General features: G+C 73.4%; 12 protein-coding genes and 1 tRNA gene. 8 read left to right on the forward strand and 5 right to left on the reverse strand.

Features of this window, described 5'->3' with window-relative positions:
* Positions 1 to 49: 49 nt before the first annotated feature.
* From E4N63_RS27460 to E4N63_RS27475, 4 genes are all read right to left on the reverse strand, one after another.
* Positions 50 to 1192 carry an AAA family ATPase gene (locus E4N63_RS27460; RefSeq protein ID WP_230241923.1) on the reverse strand — a complete coding sequence of 381 codons (1143 nt, stop codon included), beginning with the start codon at positions 1190 to 1192 and terminating at the stop codon, positions 50 to 52.
* Positions 1189 to 4986: a WGR and DUF4132 domain-containing protein gene (locus E4N63_RS27465; RefSeq protein ID WP_230241924.1), complete on the reverse strand. Its 3798-nt coding sequence runs from the start codon at positions 4984 to 4986 to the stop codon at positions 1189 to 1191. The genes E4N63_RS27460 and E4N63_RS27465 overlap by 4 nt, the downstream gene beginning before the upstream one ends.
* Before the next feature lie 316 nt (positions 4987 to 5302).
* Entirely contained in the window at positions 5303 to 5947 is a 645-nt protein-coding gene (locus E4N63_RS27470; RefSeq protein ID WP_230241925.1) for a DUF4291 domain-containing protein, read from the reverse strand.
* Between the two features lie 203 nt (positions 5948 to 6150).
* Positions 6151 to 6816: a helix-turn-helix transcriptional regulator gene (locus E4N63_RS27475; protein WP_374112896.1), complete on the reverse strand. Its 666-nt coding sequence runs from the start codon at positions 6814 to 6816 to the stop codon at positions 6151 to 6153.
* Between the two features lie 166 nt (positions 6817 to 6982).
* Between E4N63_RS27475 and E4N63_RS27480 the strand changes: the two genes are divergently transcribed.
* The 5 genes from E4N63_RS27480 to E4N63_RS27500 all read left to right on the forward strand — a co-directional run bounded on the left by E4N63_RS27480 (position 6983) and on the right by E4N63_RS27500 (position 10041).
* Positions 6983 to 7426 (forward strand): DoxX family membrane protein, encoded by a 444-nt coding sequence (locus E4N63_RS27480; protein WP_125623849.1) that lies wholly within the window; start codon positions 6983 to 6985, stop codon positions 7424 to 7426.
* Positions 7427 to 7512: 86 nt separating this feature from the next.
* Positions 7513 to 8094 (forward strand): GTP cyclohydrolase I FolE, encoded by a 582-nt coding sequence (gene folE / locus E4N63_RS27485; RefSeq protein WP_228429688.1) that lies wholly within the window; start codon positions 7513 to 7515, stop codon positions 8092 to 8094.
* A 248-nt stretch (positions 8095 to 8342) separates the two neighbouring features.
* A complete protein-coding gene (locus tag E4N63_RS27490) occupies positions 8343 to 8888 on the forward strand; it encodes a YcxB family protein (RefSeq protein ID WP_230241927.1) in 546 nt (181 codons plus the stop codon).
* The gene (locus tag E4N63_RS27495; RefSeq protein ID WP_230241928.1) at positions 8830 to 9435 is read left to right on the forward strand and encodes a hypothetical protein; all 606 of its coding nucleotides are present in this window, start codon (positions 8830 to 8832) and stop codon (positions 9433 to 9435) included. The genes E4N63_RS27490 and E4N63_RS27495 overlap by 59 nt, the downstream gene beginning before the upstream one ends.
* 165 nt (positions 9436 to 9600) lie before the next feature.
* Complete coding sequence (locus tag E4N63_RS27500; protein ID WP_125623845.1) at positions 9601 to 10041, forward strand: VOC family protein; 441 nt, start codon at positions 9601 to 9603, stop codon at positions 10039 to 10041.
* A gap of 161 nt (positions 10042 to 10202) precedes the next feature.
* Here the strand turns inward: E4N63_RS27500 and E4N63_RS27505 are convergent, their stop codons facing one another.
* Entirely contained in the window at positions 10203 to 12992 is a 2790-nt protein-coding gene (locus E4N63_RS27505; protein WP_230241929.1) for an SCO7613 C-terminal domain-containing membrane protein, read from the reverse strand.
* Positions 12993 to 13359: 367 nt separating this feature from the next.
* Here E4N63_RS27505 and E4N63_RS27510 point away from each other — a divergent pair, with 367 nt between their 5' ends.
* The 3 genes from E4N63_RS27510 (at position 13360) to thrS (ending at position 16165) form a co-directional block, all read left to right on the forward strand.
* Positions 13360 to 13809, forward strand: coding sequence for an SRPBCC family protein (locus E4N63_RS27510; protein WP_125623843.1), 450 nt, complete (start codon positions 13360 to 13362; stop codon positions 13807 to 13809).
* Between the two features lie 63 nt (positions 13810 to 13872).
* Positions 13873 to 13947 (forward strand) — tRNA-Val (locus tag E4N63_RS27515).
* Between the two features lie 238 nt (positions 13948 to 14185).
* Positions 14186 to 16165: a threonine--tRNA ligase gene (gene thrS, locus E4N63_RS27520; RefSeq protein WP_230241931.1), complete on the forward strand. Its 1980-nt coding sequence runs from the start codon at positions 14186 to 14188 to the stop codon at positions 16163 to 16165.
* Positions 16166 to 16237: the final 72 nt, after the last annotated feature.

The raw sequence follows: 16237 nt of genomic DNA on the forward strand, positions 1-16237 counted from the left end.
CGCTTCCGCGGACCTGTTCGCCGCTGTCGCTGTCATGAACGTGCTCCCGTCAGCCGTCCAGCAGATGGCGTGCCCGGTACAGCGCCTTCCACTGCGCGCCGGACCGGCCCTTCACCCGCTGCTCCAGATAGCGGCGCAGCCGGGCCAGATCCTCCGGGCTGTCCTTGGCGGCCGTGCCGGCCAGGCAGGACACCACGTCCGCGGCGCCGCCCGGCTCCCCGCGCAGGAACCAGCCGCGGACGCCGACCGCGTGGGCCACCGCGACCGCCTCGGCGGTGCTCATCACGGCGTCCGGGCGGGCGGCCCGCGCGCCCTCGCCGCCCGCCCCGGACCGCAGTTCGCGGAAGGTGGTGACGAGCACCTCCAGGACGTCCCGCTCCGGGGGAGCCGTGACGCCGGAGCGGCGGAGCAGGGCGGTGGTCTCGGCCTCCACCAGCGCCAGTTCGGTGTCGAGGTCGGGGATCGGGAACACCGTCTCGAAGGTGAAGCGGCGCTTGAGAGCGGCGCTCATCTCGTTGACCCCGCGGTCGCGGGTGTTGGCGGTGGCGATGACGTTGAACCCCTGCCGGGCGAAGACCATGCCGTCCGGGCCGTCCAGCTCCGGTATGGCCACGACCCGTTCGGACAGCAGCGACAGCAGCGAGTCCTGCACCTCCAGCGGGCAGCGGGTGATCTCCTCGAACCGCACGATCCGGCCCTCGGCCATGCCGCGCAGCATCGGCGCCGGCACCAGGGAGCGCTTCGACGGGCCCTCGGACACCAGCAGGGCGTAGTTCCAGCCGTACTTGATCTGGTCCTCTGTGGTGGCCGCGCCGCCCTGCACGGTGAGGGTGGAGGTGCCGCTGACGGCCGCCGCGATCAGCTCCGACAGCAGCGACTTGGCCGTGCCCGGCTCGCCGACCAGCATCAGCCCGCGGCTGGTGGCGAGGGTGACCAGAGCCCGTTCGACCAGGGACGGGTTGCCGACGAACTTCCGGGTGACGCCTGCCTCCTCGTCACCGGTGATGAAGCGGCGCGCGGCGCGCAGGCTGAGCCGCCAGCCCGGCGGGCGCGGCGCGTCGTCCGCGGCGCGCAGGGCGGCCAGCTCCCCGGCGTACCGGACCTCGGCCGGGGGCCGCTGCCACGACTCCCCGTCACCGGGTCGGCCGTTCTCCGGCGCGCTCGCGCGGGGGAGGGTCTCGTGGGTGCTCATGCGGCGGTCAGCTCCGCCAGGTCGGCGATCACTTCGGAGAGGATCACGGGGTCGATGTCCGCGAAGGCCAGCTCGATGCCCTGGTGCGGCGGGGACCAGTCACCCGGCCGGTTGTGCAGCCACACCGCCTCCACCTTCTGCTCGGGGAAGACGTCGATGGCGCCGACGGCGATCCCGTCGCTCGGGTTGAGGATCACCCAGCGCTTCTCGGCGACCCGCCGGGAGATCCAGCACTCCACCCCGGCGTCCTGCGGCTCGCCGCGCTGCCAGCCGCGCCGCTCCAGGCCGAGCAGTTTGCGCGTGTCCACGGTGATGCCCTCGAAGCGCCCGAGCCGGCCGCCGGCGGCCTCCTGCTCGGTCAGCCGGTGCACGGGGCGGCCGAGCTGGGGGAAGGGCTGCAGGATCTCGTAGTCCGCGAACAGCTCGGACCACACGGGGAGTTCGGTGCCGAGGTGCAGCGGATGGGCCAGCCGCACGGTGGCGTCCCCGGGAAGCGTGAACTCCTCGTCCCCGGCGTCGGCGAACGTGCGGTCCTCCGCGACCCGGAACGCCGTCACGGACCGCTTCCCCCGCGCCCCGCCACCGGAATCCGCGCCACCGGAGCCGGTGCCACCGGAGCCAGTGGCGGAGGTACCCGCGCCGGAGGCACCCGCCCCGGCTCCGCCGGCCTCCGCGCCGCCGCCCGTCTCGCACAGCCACACCAGCCGCCGCACCAGGTGTCCCAGCAGCGGATGCGCCACGAACAGCTCGCGGAACTCGGCGGCGGTCCACACCCGCCCCTCGACCATGGCGCTCTCGAACCGGCGCACCTGGTCGGAGGCGACCGTCCGCACGTCCTTCTTCAGCGCCAGGAACCGCTTCCGCTCCAGCGGCGCCAGCTCCGCGTCGTCCCGCGCCCCCGGTTTGGGGAGATCCTTGCGCCGCTTGCCGTCCTCGTCGAGCACATACGGACGCAGCTGCTCGTCGAAGCCGACGGTGAAGCGGCGCGGGCCGTAGTCCACGACCGCCGAGCCGTTCGCGCCGAGCCCGAAGTCCGGCACCAGCCGGTCGGCGAGCTGCTCACCCGAGAGCCCGAGCCCGGCGGCCACCTCCGCGATCTTCTCCTTGGCCCGCACCTTCAGGGCCTTGAACTTCACCCGCTGCGAGATGCCGTGCAGGTGCATCAGGGCCACATCGCTGCCGATGGCGGCCAGCACGTCCAGCCCCTCCACGGCCCGGTGGTGCGCCCCCTGGCCCGGCCAGGCCCGCAGGACCGGGGAGAGCGCACGCACCGTGTCGTCGTCGCCGAGCAGCCCCAGCGCGTGCAGCGCCCAGCTGTCCTTCGCCGGCATCCCGGCCAGCCGCCACTGCTCGAACAGCGCCCAGGCGAAGTGGGCGAGCGAGCCGGGGTCACAGGTTTCCCGGATGATGCCGACGCCCGGGTAGACCTGACCCGGCTTGGAGATCGCCAGCATGGTGAGCAGATGCCGGACCGACGCCGACGGCAGCGCACCCCTGTCGCCGCGGAGCAGCACCTGTGGCAGCAGCGCGGGCTCGGCCCAGGCGTCCACGTGCGGCATCCGAGCGGGCAGGGCGTTCTCCAGCGGGTCGGCCGACAGCAGCTCCTCGACGGCTGCCGCGGCCTCGCCCCCGTAGCCGGCGGCGGCCTCGCGCACCGCGCCGGCGCCGTGCCGGGCGGCGATCAGCCGCAGGGCGTGCTCGGCCCTGCGCCGGGCGGGACCCGCGGCGCCCACCGCATCCGGCACCAGCAGGGACGCCGGGGCGGCCCCGTGCCGCTCGAACCACGAACGGGCCGTGCCGGCGGCCGACTTGAGCCGCATGGACCAGTCGGCCATCAGCCGGGCGACTTCCACGTCCAGGTACGGCAGCAGGATGGCGCCGACCGTGGCCGGGTGCCGGGCCGCCGTCCGGCGCAGCCCCGGCAGGGCCTCCGTGCCGAAGCGGGCGGCGACCGGCTTCATCGCCTCGTCGGCGTCCCAGAGGGTGTCCGGCTGCCAGTCGGCCAGCAGGGGGCGGACGAGATCCTCGGGGCCCTCGGCGAACAGGTTGACGGTGTGATGGCGCACTGTGCCGCCGCCCTCGCGGAGTCTGGCCACGTCCTTCTCCAGCCGGAACCGCCGGTACCACTCCCGGCTCGAGGACTCGGTGGCCGCCCACTCCTCCCGCTCGCCCGGCAGCCACACCACCCGCGCCGGTGTGTCGGCCGACAGGCCGGTGACCGTCCTCGGCTTCCTCACCACGCGCTTGCGGGTCCACGGCGGGCTCACCAGCAGCGCGGGCAGCGCCTCGGCGGGGGCGTCCGCAACCCGGCCCGCCGGGTCCAGGAGCCCCGCCACCGTCTCCGCCACCTCCGGGGAGAAGCCGCCCAGCCGGGGCTCCAGCAGTTCCCGGTGCACAGCCACGTGCGCGGCCAGGATCTGCCGGGCCGTACCGGACTCCCGCCCGGCCCCGGCAGCCGCCTCCGCCAGCATCCGCGCGGCACGCACCGGATACCGCCGCGTGGCCTCCAGCAGCGCGGTCCGGACATGCTTGTCCTCGACGCGGGCCAGCAGCATCCCGAACGCCTCGTCGGTCGGCAGCTCCACGAGCGCGCCGGCCATCGCCTTCATCGCATCGGCCGAGACGTAACTGTTGGCCAGATAGGCGTCGATGAGACCGGCCACGGCCGTGCCGGTGCCCTCGGCGAGGGTGGCGACGGTGGCCAGGGTGCCGTCCACCGGGTTGACACCGGGTCCGGCCGCCAGCCCGTGGAGCTGCTCCGGCGCGTACAGCGACTCGAAGAGCAGGGAGCGGATCGAATGGTCCTCTGTCCCGCTCGGCCCCGGATCGGCGCAGCACGCGTCCACCCAGCCGGTCTCACCCGGCACCAGGTAGGCGGCGACGATCCGACGCCGTGTCCCGCTCGTTTCCCCCCGGACCGCGGCGACGGCGGCGACGGCCTCGCGGTGGGTGTCCTCGCCGGCGACCGCGAGCAGCGCCCGGACCCGGTCGGCAGCCGGCCGGCGCATATGGCTCAGGTACTGGTGCGCGCCCTCGGGAAGCGCCCCGAGGGAGTCCGCGGTCCGGATGTGCCGCTGGTTGTACGCGACCCTGACCTCCACGTCGAACAGCTCCACGACGGCGCGCGCGGCGAACGGCAGACCGTGCAGCAGCACCCAGGCGTCCACCACGGGTTCGTACCGCCGCTGCCAGCTCTCGGTGATCACCGCGAGCACCGCGGCGCCCAGCGGATCGGCCTCACCGGCGAGATGGGCCCGCGCCGCGGCCGCCATCCGCTCGTCGCGGCCCTCGGCTGCGAGTGCCTTCTGGATCGCCTGCTCGCCCGAACGGAGCCGGCTGTGCCACAGCTCCACCGCGTCCTTCGCCGGCGCGGCCACGGACCGGCGCAGCCCGCCGCGGCGCGGCCGCACCTGGCGCCGCCAGGTGGCGGGCATGACGAAGGTGTCCTCGTCCGGGGCTTCCTGTGCCTCTTGGGCTTCCGGGGCTTCCGGGGCGGCCTGCCCGGCGCGGGCGGGGGCACTTGCCGTGCCGGTCGCGCCGGAGGCACCCACCGACGCGCCGGAGGCCGGGCCGCCGGGAGTGCCCGGGCCATCCACGGCCACGTACCCCTTGCGCTCCTTCTCCCCGATCACCTTCGCCAGATACGCCTCCGCGCCCTCGGCGGAGCCGCAGTCCTTCTCCTGTGTACGGCCCTGCGAACCGATCCGCCCGTACCGGACGGTGACCACCGCCCCGGCCGAACCGGCCTCCCAGAACTTGGCCGCCTTGCCGTCCTCGAACTCCCAGCGCCGCATGTCCGCCCCTCCCCTGGAGCCGGCCGGACCTGCTCCGGCCTGCTCCGATCCGTTCCACCCCGCCACAGCGCACACTTCACCCCTGGGGGCACACGCGTGGATTCCACCCGCGCTCCGCGAGCCGGGCGATCAATGGGCTTCACCTTAGGACCGGGCACCGACAGTGACACCCGGCGGCGCCGGGAACGGCCGGGTACAGGAGCCCTCTCCCCGCCCGCCGGTGCCGTGCCGTGCTCCACCGTCACGGCGGGACGGCAGATTTGAAGCGCGCTCAGCCAGCGTGAGCCCCAAGCCTGTTCATGCCGGGGCCGACCGCTCAACCCTCCGCTCGACCCTGGTCCGGCGCCGTGGCGCGTGGCCCGGGACGCAGATGGGCGAGGAGTTCCTCGCCGACGTCGTACACGGTTTCCGTAGGGAGTTCCCGCGCCGCGGCGTCGAGATCGCCGTCCCGCACCAGGCCGTGAACGCGCCGGGCGAGCGCGGTGACGTCGGTGATGGACACCGTCCACGCGTCCGCGTACCGGCGCGTCGCCTCGCCCGCGAGGCCGAGTTGCAGCGAACGGTGCTCCAAGGGCCGCAGCCGCAGATCGCGTTCGGGATCCCACTGCACCCGGGCCGGCGCGTGGCGCAGCTCGCGCCGCCAGGAGTCGTGGTCCGGGTGGACACCGGGTTTGTAGTGGGAGAGGCAGGAGTGGCGCAGCGCCCACTCGAAGCCCTCGCGGCGGATCTCGACGGCGAGGACCGTCCGCTGCCCCTCCTTGGTGCCCCAGCCGCAGCGGTACATCATCCACAGGAACGACGGCTTGATCCACGTCATCCGGTCCCGTTTCCAGGCCGCCGGGAAGCGTCCCTCGCGCGCCGCGGGGAGCCCGATGCGCGGATCGTAGGCCTGGTAGACGGTGACGGTCGTGTCCGTGTGGCGGGCGCGGATCTCGTACCGGGGTCTTTCGGGTCTGTCCATGGACGGCAAGAGTGCCGCCGCCCGCCGCCTCCGGGCCACCGATTATGCGGGCTCTGCCGTGTGATCCGGTCCTCGTGAGCCGACGTGATCCGGCCCCTGTTCGCCGTTTGTCCGAGGTCGTCGCCACGATCGGGAACAGTCACTCCGACACCGACACCGACACCGGCATCCGGGTTTCCGGCAGGGAGCCCGCGGGACGCCGGCTACGGCTTCGGCCGGGCCTCCGCGTCCGGCTCCAGCCGGACGCAGCAGTGACCCGGGGTCGGTGCGAGCCTGGCCCGGTAGCCCGTGCCGGGCAGGCCGTCGAGGACGCCACGCAGCAGGTGCAGGTTCATGCCGCAGACGGTGTCGGTGTGCTCGCGGGCCAGTGAGTGGAACGGGCAGTTGGCGAGGACGATCGCCTCTCCGTCGCCGCGCGGCTCGAAGCCGTACTTTCCCAGCAGGCCGCCCACGGACGTGCCGTTCTCCGCTGCCTTCTCGCCGAGTTGCCCGCCCAGTTCCCGGGCCTTGCGGTGCAGCACGGTACGCGCCGGCTCCCCGGTGGCCTCGGACTCCTCCAGTGCCTGCGCGAGCAGATGCCCGGCGAGGTCGTAGCGGCGCTCCGGCAGGGTGACGGTGATCTGCTGCTCCGAGCGCCGGTAGAGCTTCGCCGGCCGTCCGGCGCCCGGTCCGGTGCGCCCGCTGCGCCGTTCGTAGACGACGTCGAGAAGGTTCTCCTCCGCCAGCTTGTCCAGATGGAAGGCGGCCGTCTGCCGCGCCAGTCCGAGCGCCTCGGCCGCCTCGTCGCGGCCGACGGCGTCGTCCCGGCCGCACACCAGGTCGTACAGCCGCCTGCGCGTGGGTTCGTCCAGCGCCGCGACGGCGGAGATGTCCGCCGTTCTGGCTTCCTTCGTGTTGTCGGCTGCGTCCTCGGCGGCGCCGGGGCTCCGGGGTCGGGATTCGTGGTCCACGGGTTCATTGTAAAAGCAAACGGGATTGACGTAAGAGGGAGGGGAGTTCTATCGTCAACATCAGTCATCAATAGAAGGAGTTGCCATGTCAGCAACCCGCTCCCCGCAGTCCGGCACGTCCTGGCGTGCGGCCGCCGAAGACCCCGGCCACCAGGCATTCCTGCTGCTGCGTCTGGCGTTCACCGTGGCCCCGATCCTGTTCGGCCTGGACAAGTTCGCGAACCTGCTCGCCGAGTGGCCCGGCTACCTCGCCCCGTGGATCGACGACGTCGTCCCGGGCACCGCGCAGCAGGCCATGTACGCCGTCGGCGTCATCGAAGTGGTGGCCGGCATCGTCGTCGCGCTCGCGCCCCGATTCGGGGGGTGGCTGGTCGCCGGCTGGCTGGCCGCCATCATCGTCAGTCTGCTGACCTACAGCGGGTACTACGACGTGGCGCTGCGCGATGTCGGGCTGCTCGCCGGTGCGGTGGCGCTCGCCCGGCTCGCCGACCGCTACGCGGCCCCGGGCAGCCGGGACGGTTCCGCGTGAACCGGCCGGCTGTCACAGCCCGGGCGGATCCCCCCTCGGAGTCCGCCCCGGCGGCCCCGGCCGCGTGTCCTGCGCACCGCCTCCGCGTGGTGCACGGACGGGGAGGCGTGGACTCGGCGGCCGCCGAGCGCGCCGTGGCCGACCTGCTGACCGCGCTGGGCCGGGACCCTTTCGGCGAACACCTGGCCGACACACCCCGGCGCGTCGCCGATACGTATGCCGAACTGCTCAGCCCGCGAGCGTTCGACCTGACGACGTTTCCCAACGACGAGGGCTACGACGAACTGGTCCTCGCCAAGCACATCCCCGTCACCTCCCTGTGCGAACACCACCTGCTGCCGTTCCGCGGTGTCGCCCACGTCGGCTACCTGCCGGGCGAGCGCATCCTCGGTCTCTCCAAACTCGCCCGCGTGGTGGAGTTGTTCGCGCGCGACCTGCAGGTGCAGGAGCGGCTGACCAAACAGGTCGCCGACTGGCTGACCGGGAACCTGGCGCCCAAGGGTGTCGGCATCGTCATCGAGGCGGAGCATCTGTGCATGTCACTGCGCGGTGTGCAGGCCCAGGGCGTCCGTACGGTCACCTCGGCCCTGCACGGCCTGCTCCGCGAAGATGCCCGCTCGCGGCAGGAGTTCTTCGCCCTGACCGGGGCGGTGGGGCGGACGGCCTGACCGCCACCGCCCCGCCGGGCGGCCGGTCCACCGGGTCGTGCGCCCGGCGGACCGCCGGGCGGGGGTGGCCGGGACAAGGGGATTGGGCATCCTCCACCGCCGCCGGACGGCGAGGGCTCCGGCCGGCGGGTGGTGCCGTACCTCCGCGGCGGTCCCACCCCCTCAGCTGTGCGGACCGGGTGGGGTCGGCGCAGGTCGCGGAGGGTGTTGGCCTAGGATCCGGTGGAACATTCGATGGGGGAGGGCCCGTGGCCGGGAAACAGGACGTGGCGCAGTCGGTCGAGCTGGTTTTCAGCCCCACCGCCAAGGACATCGGGGAGGCTCTGCGGGCCCGGCGGCGCCTCAACCGTCGCAGGCATCTGCTAATGATCGGGGCACTGTTCGCCCTGATCTATGCCGCGGTGGTGGCCCTGTACCTCGCCCTGGACACCCCTTATCCCTACGGCTCGGCCGCGATTCCGACGCTCGCGGGCGCGCTGGCGGGCGGCCCGGCCTTCCTGATCGCCAGGCGCGTCCAAGTCCGGATGGTGTCCCGCTTCGCCCGGGCCCAGGGGGAGTGCCGCGCCATGGTGAGCGACGACGGCGTGCGCGTCGTCGTGGCGAACGGGGATTCACGGCTGGGCTGGGAGCTCTACCCCCGGTATGTGGAGACGGCGAACCTCTTCGTGGCGCTGAGCCGGGACCGGAGCGCCATGGGGGTCGCGATGCTCCCCAAGCGCGGGGCCGACGGGCCCGGTGACGTGGACCGGCTGCGGGAGATCCTCGACCGCAACGCCGTCCGCGCCGGCCGGTGACGCGAGCTGCGTCCAGGCGATCCGGGAAGGCAAGACGCACTACGAGCCCATCACCAACTCCTACATTCCGTTCGACACCAACGACCTGCACGAGTTCTGGTTCTCGGACGTGACGGTGCAGGGCGCGGGCGTGAACTTCAACATCGGCCCGCTGTTCTGCGTCCTCAACCCGAGCCGGTACTTCGACGCCGGCAAGCCGAACAACCTCGCCCGCCAGGTCGACCTCTGCTACGAGAACATCCGCGGCCAGTACTGCGACCAGGTCCGTCGGACCACCGAGCAGACCGGCCGGCGGGTGCAGTGGGACGACGTGGAGTCCCCGTTCAAGGGAACGCTGCGCGAGTTCCGGCCGGGCACGCTCAGGCTCAGCAACAGCGGCCCGACCACCGTCTACACGGACGTGTACGGACGCAACGTCTCGACCTCGCCGTTCGAAGGCTCCATCAAGCAGTACTTCTCCGGCAACAGCGGCGACCAGATGTACCTCCGGGGCGCCACGCGGGACTATGCGGTCAACTCGTCCGACCGCATCCACGCGCCCAACTGACCCACTACCCCCACACGGAGATCAGTTGACCCACCCACCCAGGAGAGGGCCCGCAGCGGAACCATCCGCTGCGGGCCCGCCCGTTCGCCCGGCCCGGCGGGTGAGCCGGCTCCCGGTCGATGTGACTCAGCCGCGACTGTCAGAGGCGCGCAGTACGGTCCGGCCATGGCGAACAGGATCACTCTGACCCTCGACTGCGCGGACGCGAAGCTCCTCGGCGACTTCTGGAGAACGGCGCTGGGCTATGTCGATGTGCCGCCGCCCGCTCCCTTCCGAACCCGGGCGGAGTGGCACGCCAGTTTCGGCCTGCCGGAGGACGACTCGGTGGACGACCTGGCGTGGCTCTGCGATCCCGAGGGCATCGGCCCCCGGCTCTCCGTCCTCAAGGTCCCGGAACCGAAGCGGGCGAAGAACCGGCTCCATATCGACATCCGGGTGCCGGGACACGGCACCGCGGAGGAGCGGTGGGCGCGGATCAGGGCGGAATCCGAACGGCTGGTGGCGGCGGGCGGGACCGTCCTGGAGGAGTTCGAGGGGCACCACGTGGTCATGGCTGATCCGGAGGGCAACGAGTTCTGCGTCGCGGCGGCCGGGTCCGAAGCCTGAGGGAATCTCCCTCAGCCCATGGTGGCCCCGGATACCACGAGGGCCGTTGGAAGAGCGAGTGCTCAGCGTGAGGGGAAAGCGCCGTTTCTGACCGCCGCCACGAAGACGCCCCGGCCGGTGCGGTTGCCGCCGCCGCGAAATGCCTGACGCCGTGGCCCGGTTCAGCGCATGCGGCCCAGCAGCTCGCGCAGTCTGCGGGCGTCGCGCAGGCGCTGTTCGTACGTCGCGCCGGCGCCGAGCAGCAGGAGTCCCGCCAGCGCGGGCGGGACCCAGCGCGGCAGTGCGCCGGCCATCTGGGCTAGGTACGGGGCGAGTTCGTGCAGGGCGACGAGGGCCAGCACCCCGCCGCCCAGCAGCAGCGGCGCCTGCAGCCGCTCGCGGGCGCCGAGCAGGGTCAGAGCCAGTGCCGCGAGGCCCAGCAGCAGCGGACGTGTCCAGCCGCTGTCCGCCCAGACCGCCGCCAGACTCGGCAGCAGCGTCACCGACAACCCGGGGCCGTACGCCACCCAGGAGGAGGCCGTCGCGTCCGTGCGGCGCCGCAGCAGCCCCACCACGAGCGCCGGGACGGTCACCGGAAGGGTGTATGCCTCCGGCTCCTCGACCCCGGCGGCGCCGAGACGCACCCAGGTAGCCAGGACGAACAGTGCCGGGGCGGCGTAACCGGCTGTGCGGCGGCGGTCGGCGCGGAGCGCGCAGCCCGCTGCCACCACACCGGCCAGGGCCAGCACGGCGGAGAGGACGACCGGCGGTCCCGTGACCGCGAGGGCCACCGCGAGCAGCGCGGTGGCCGCGCCCGCGATCTCCAGCGGCAGCCCGGCCGGGCGCTCCCGCAGCCGGGCCGCCAGCAGTTCCACGGCCGCCGCTGCGGCGAGGACGGCGAAGGCCGTGCGGTGTGCCGGGAGACCGGCGCCCGCGCACACCGCCACCACCAGGCCGACGGCGCTCGCGACCGCCGCGCACGCCGTCACGGGCTGCCGTACGCGGTCGTCCGCCGGGGAGGTCACGGCGGCCACCGCGAAGGCCGCCAGCAGAGCCGCCAACGCCCCCTGCGTCACCGGCCGTTCGGCCAGGCTCCAGGCGGTGGCCGTGCCCGCCACCGCCACGGCGCAGGTGAGCGCCGTGCGCGAGAGCACCACGGACCCCGAGGTCCCGGCCGCCACCAGCAGCACCGCCGCCTGCGCGGTGAGCAGCAGGACCGCCACCGGGTACGGAAGGTCGAGGGTCACCGGCAGCACCGCCGCCGCTGCGGCGGCGAGGACGAGGGCACCCGCAGGGACGGCCCGGCGCCCGGGCCACGAGTTCGTCGCCGCCCCCGGCCGCCAAGAGCGGAGCCGGGACGCGGCGCACAGGGAGACGGCGAGCATCGCCAGGACGACGGGCACAAGGGCGCCGCCCGCCCAGACCGCCCCGGGCGCGACGGCGGCGCGCGCCCCGCGCGGGGCGCCCTCCCATACCGCGTCCACCCAGCCGGCCGGCCCCAGCAGGGCTGAAACGGTGTCCGGCAGGACCCACAGCAGGGCGAGGAGATGGACGACGGCCGCCGCCACGGCCGTACCCCGGTCCGGCGCACGCTCCGGCGCGCGGTGCGTGACCGCGCCCACCGCGTAGGGCAGCAGCGCGGCGCACAGCAGATGACCCGCCACACCGAACCCGGCGGGCAGGGTCATGCGCAGCAGACCCCCGGCCGCCGTGACGACGGCCAGCCCGGCGACCACGGCCGGAACGGCGGGGAACAGGAGAGCGCGCGATCCCGCCCGGACGGCGGGGGAGAAGGGCGCGGGGCTGTGGTTCGGCGCGGACGGGACGGTGCCCGGAGCCACCTCGGGTGCGATGGCGGTCGCACCGGGCGCGGGGAGGCGGGCCGCGACCGACCACAGGACCACGGCCGCGCCGCACAGCAGCAGAGCCGCCCGTGCCGCCTCCGCGACCTCCCCAGCGGTCACCGACATCCCGACCGCCGGTATCAGCCCGGCGGCACCCGCGAGCGTGCCCAGCACCGCAGCGGTACGCCGGATCGCGGGCTGCACGAACCGCAGGGCGATCACGGCGTCGAGCGCGGCCGTGGCGAGCAGCGCGGCCCCGGCACCGAAGGCACCGGCCTCCACCGCGATCGACCAGAGGAGCAGAGGCAGTTGGGCCGGCAGTACGGCCAGGGCAGGCACCAGACGGGGCCACCGCCCGTCGCCGGACGGAACGCCACCGGCCACGCCGTCGGCCGGGCCACCCGTCGCGTCACCCGTCGCACGACCGGCTTCGGCTTCGCCGCCGGCGACGCCCGCGGGGTCTCCGGCAGCCTTCGCGCGACCTCCTCCGCCGCCGGTCACCGGGGAGGCACCCGCCGCCCCGGACGCCACAGCCCCGGGCGCCGGTGCGTGCCGGGACAGCAGTCGGCTGTACCCGGCCCAGACCACGGCCAGCACCGCGCTCACCACCGCCGCGTACCCCGTGCCGTCGACCCCCGGCAGGGCCACCCGGTGCAGGGCGTAGGCGTCCAGCACCAGCAGGAGCAGCCCCAGGCAGGCGATCACCTCCGCCGTGGCCCCCAGCGCCTTCCGCAGCAGCGGCAGGGGGATCGCGAGCGCGCAGACCGTCAGGACGCCGAGCACCACCGCACGGCCGCCGATGCCCATGCGTCCCCAGCTGAGGACGGTGAAGGCGATCACGGCGACGGCCAGCAGAATCCCGCCCAGGGTCAGCAGCACGTTCCGTACGGCGGGCGCACCCGTCTCCCGCCGGTCCGCCGTACCCGGGCGCGGAAGCGCGCCCCGGTGCGCGCGAGCCACGGGGAGCGCGGCGGACTGCTGCCCCCACAGCCGTACGAGCAGCTCGGACCGGCGCGTGAGCAGCCGGGCGCGTTCGGCGTCGATCCAGGCCAGGGCGCGGTCGATCTCCCGCAGTTCGGCTTCCGGGTTCTCCTGGTGCGTGGGCGCGGGCGGTGGCTCGTTCTCCATGGGCGGGAGTCTGTCCCCCTCCGCGGTCCCCGGCATGGGTACCCCTACTCAGTCGAACGTGAGTACCGTCCCGGACCGGCGGTGCGCACCGGGGCGTACCCGGCTTCTCCGGGCGGCGACCGCCCACTCCTGCGCCGTGGTTCCGGGCCGCCCCCGACCGGAGCGGGAGAGGGCCCGGGGCCGTTCGCGCGGGGAGCGTCGCCGGTGTGGCCGCACTCTACGCCGCCGTGAGCCGCGATCCCCTGCCCGGAACACCACCTTCCGCGGCCCGCCGCCGCGGGCAGCCGGCTTGGGCGGACCCGGCCGGGGAATCCTCCGGTCGAGCCGGCGGGCGAAGCCGGAGGCCGGGAGGAGAAGGAGAGGCCCCATGGACCCGCACCACTACCGTTTCCGCAGCCTCTGGACGCTCGACGCCCCGCCCGAGGCGGTGTACGCGGTGCTGGAGCGGCCCGAGGAGTACCCGCTGTGGTGGCCGCAGGTCCGGGAGGCCGAGCGCACCCCGTCGGGCGCCGGACGTGCCCGCTTCCGCTCCGTCCTCCCGTACGACCTGGTCGTCACCGCGCGGGAGAGCCGGCGCGACCCGGGGGCCGGGGTGCTGGAGACCGTCCTCGCCGGAGACCTGGAGGGCTGGGCGCGCTGGACGGTGACGGCCGTCGGCGGCGGGAGCCACGCGCTCTTCGAGCAGGAGGTGACCGTGCGCCGCAGGCTGTTGCGCGTGCTGGCCGTGCCCGGCCGCCCGCTGTTCCGGGCCAACCACCGGTTGATGATGCGGGGCGGGCGCCGTGGCCTGCGGGCCCGGCTCGCCGAAGCCGTTTGAAGGAACTCCTCCGCGCCCTGTATTGTCGGGCCCGAGCCGCAGGGGGAAGCCCCGGCACTCCAGGGGCGATTAGCTCAGTGGGAGAGCGCTTCGTTCACACCGAAGAGGTCACTGGTTCGAACCCAGTATCGCCCACCACCCCTGACGCACGGCGAGGCCCGGCAAGCAGCGGGCCGGGCAGGCCCTTCCCCGGCGGGAAGGGCCTTTTCGCCGTCCGGGGCGGCCGCCGTTCCGGACCGTCTCCCGTACACGCCCCGCCGGTGCCGTATGACCGTGCCGCCGGCTGCAAAGCCTTTCGCGGGGCGGCCGTCCGGCTCGGTACGATTCGCATGCGCAGCGTCCGCTGCGGCGCGAACCCATCAGTCAGGAGAGACCGGTGTCAGACGTCCGTGTGATCATCCATCGCGATTCCGAGCGGGAAGAGCGCGTGGTGACGACGGGCACCACGGCGGCCGATCTCTTCGGCGGCGACCGCTCGATCGTCGCCGCCCGCGTGGCCGGCGAGCTGAAGGACCTCGCGTACGAACTCGCCGAGGGCGACGAGGTCGAGCCGGTCGGCATCGCCACCGAGGACGGCCTGAACATCCTGCGCCACTCCACCGCGCACGTGATGGCCCAGGCCGTGCAGGAACTCTTCCCGGAGGCCCGGCTCGGCATCGGCCCGCCGGTCAAGGACGGCTTCTACTACGACTTCGACGTCGAGCGCCCCTTCACCCCCGACGACCTCAAGACCGTCGAGAAGAAGATGCAGGAGATCATCAAGCGCGGCCAGCGCTTCTCCCGGCGCGTCGTCACCGAGGAGAGCGCACGCGAGGAGCTCGCCTCCGAGCCGTACAAGCTGGAGCTGATCGGGCTCAAGGGCTCCTCCGCCACCGCGGGCGAGGGCGCGGACGTCGAGGTCGGCGCCGGCGAGCTGACGATCTACGACAACCTCGACGCCAAGACCGGCGAGCTGTGCTGGAAGGACCTCTGCCGCGGTCCGCACCTGCCGACCACCCGCAACATCCCCGCCTTCAAGCTGATGCGGAACGCCGCCGCCTACTGGCGCGGCAGCGAGAAGAACCCGATGCTCCAGCGCATCTACGGCACCGCCTGGCCGACGAAGGACGAGCTGAAGGCGCACCTCACCTTCCTGGAGGAGGCCGCCAAGCGCGACCACCGCAAGCTCGGCTCCGAGCTCGACCTCTTCTCCATCCCGGACGACATCGGCTCCGGCCTCGCCGTCTTCCACCCCAGGGGCGGCATCATCCGCCGCGTCATGGAGGACTACTCGCGCAAGCGGCACGAGGAGGCGGACTACGAGTTCGTCTACACTCCGCACGCCACCAAGGGGAAGCTGTTCGAGAAGTCGGGCCACCTGGACTGGTACGCCGACGGCATGTACCCGCCCATGCAGCTCGACGAGGGCGTGGACTACTACCTCAAGCCCATGAACTGCCCCATGCACAATCTGATCTTCGACGCGCGGGGCCGCTCGTACCGCGAACTGCCCCTGCGGCTCTTCGAGTTCGGCACGGTCTACCGCTACGAGAAGTCGGGCGTCGTGCACGGCCTGACCCGGGCCCGCGGCTTCACCCAGGACGACGCGCACATCTACTGCACCAAGGAGCAGATGGCGGACGAGCTGGACAGCCTGCTCACCTTCGTCCTGAACCTGCTGCGCGACTACGGCCTGGAGGACTTCTACCTGGAGCTGTCGACCAAGGACCCGGAGAAGTTCATCGGCTCCGACGAGAACTGGGAGGAGGCCACCGAGACGCTCCGCAGGGCCGCTCAGAAGCAGGGCCTTGAGCTCGTCATGGACCCGGGCGGCGCCGCCTTCTACGGCCCGAAGATCTCGGTGCAGACCCGGGACGCCATCGGCCGCAGCTGGCAGATGTCGACCATCCAGGTCGACTTCAACCTGCCCGAGCGCTTCGACCTGGAGTACACCGCGGCCGACGGCTCCCGGCAGCGCCCCGTCATGATCCACCGCGCGCTGTTCGGCTCCATCGAGCGGTTCTTCGCGGTGCTGCTGGAGCACTACGCGGGCGCGTTCCCGGCCTGGCTGGCGCCGGTGCAGGCGGTCGGCATCCCGATCGGCGACGCGCACGTCCCGTACCTCCAGGACTTCGCGGCGGAGGCGAAGAAGCGGGGGCTGCGCTTCCAGGTGGACGCCTCCTCGGACCGGATGCAGAAGAAGATCCGCAACGCCCAGCGCGAGAAGGTCCCCTTCATGGTCATCGCCGGTGACGAGGACGTGGCGAACGGCGCGGTCTCCTTCCGCTACCGCGACGGCACGCAGAAGAACGGCATCCCGCGGGACGAGGCGCTGCGGGAGATCGCCGACGCGGTGGCCCGCCGCGTCCAGGTCTGAGCGTCCAGGTCAGAGCCTCCGGCCGCACGGCACCGCCGCCCCGCACAGGGCGGCGGGAGAGGGGGGTGGTTC

The organism is Streptomyces sp. MNU89 (genome assembly GCF_020982505.1).
In the GTDB taxonomy this organism is placed as follows: Bacteria; Actinomycetota; Actinomycetes; order Streptomycetales; family Streptomycetaceae; genus Streptomyces; species Streptomyces xinghaiensis.

Excerpts from the sequence above, each read along its gene's own strand:
- E4N63_RS27460 (WP_230241923.1), bottom strand. The coding sequence starts at position 1,192 with ATGAGCACCCACGAGACCCTCCCCCGCGCGAGCGCGCCGGAGAACGGC.
- E4N63_RS27500 (WP_125623845.1), top strand. The coding sequence starts at position 9,601 with ATGGCGAACAGGATCACTCTGACCCTCGACTGCGCGGACGCGAAGCTC.
- E4N63_RS27505 (WP_230241929.1), bottom strand. The coding sequence starts at position 12,992 with ATGGAGAACGAGCCACCGCCCGCGCCCACGCACCAGGAGAACCCGGAA.
- E4N63_RS27510 (WP_125623843.1), top strand. The coding sequence starts at position 13,360 with ATGGACCCGCACCACTACCGTTTCCGCAGCCTCTGGACGCTCGACGCC.
- E4N63_RS27470 (WP_230241925.1), bottom strand. The coding sequence starts at position 5,947 with ATGGACAGACCCGAAAGACCCCGGTACGAGATCCGCGCCCGCCACACG.
- E4N63_RS27465 (WP_230241924.1), bottom strand. The coding sequence starts at position 4,986 with ATGCGGCGCTGGGAGTTCGAGGACGGCAAGGCGGCCAAGTTCTGGGAG.
- E4N63_RS27480 (WP_125623849.1), top strand. The coding sequence starts at position 6,983 with ATGTCAGCAACCCGCTCCCCGCAGTCCGGCACGTCCTGGCGTGCGGCC.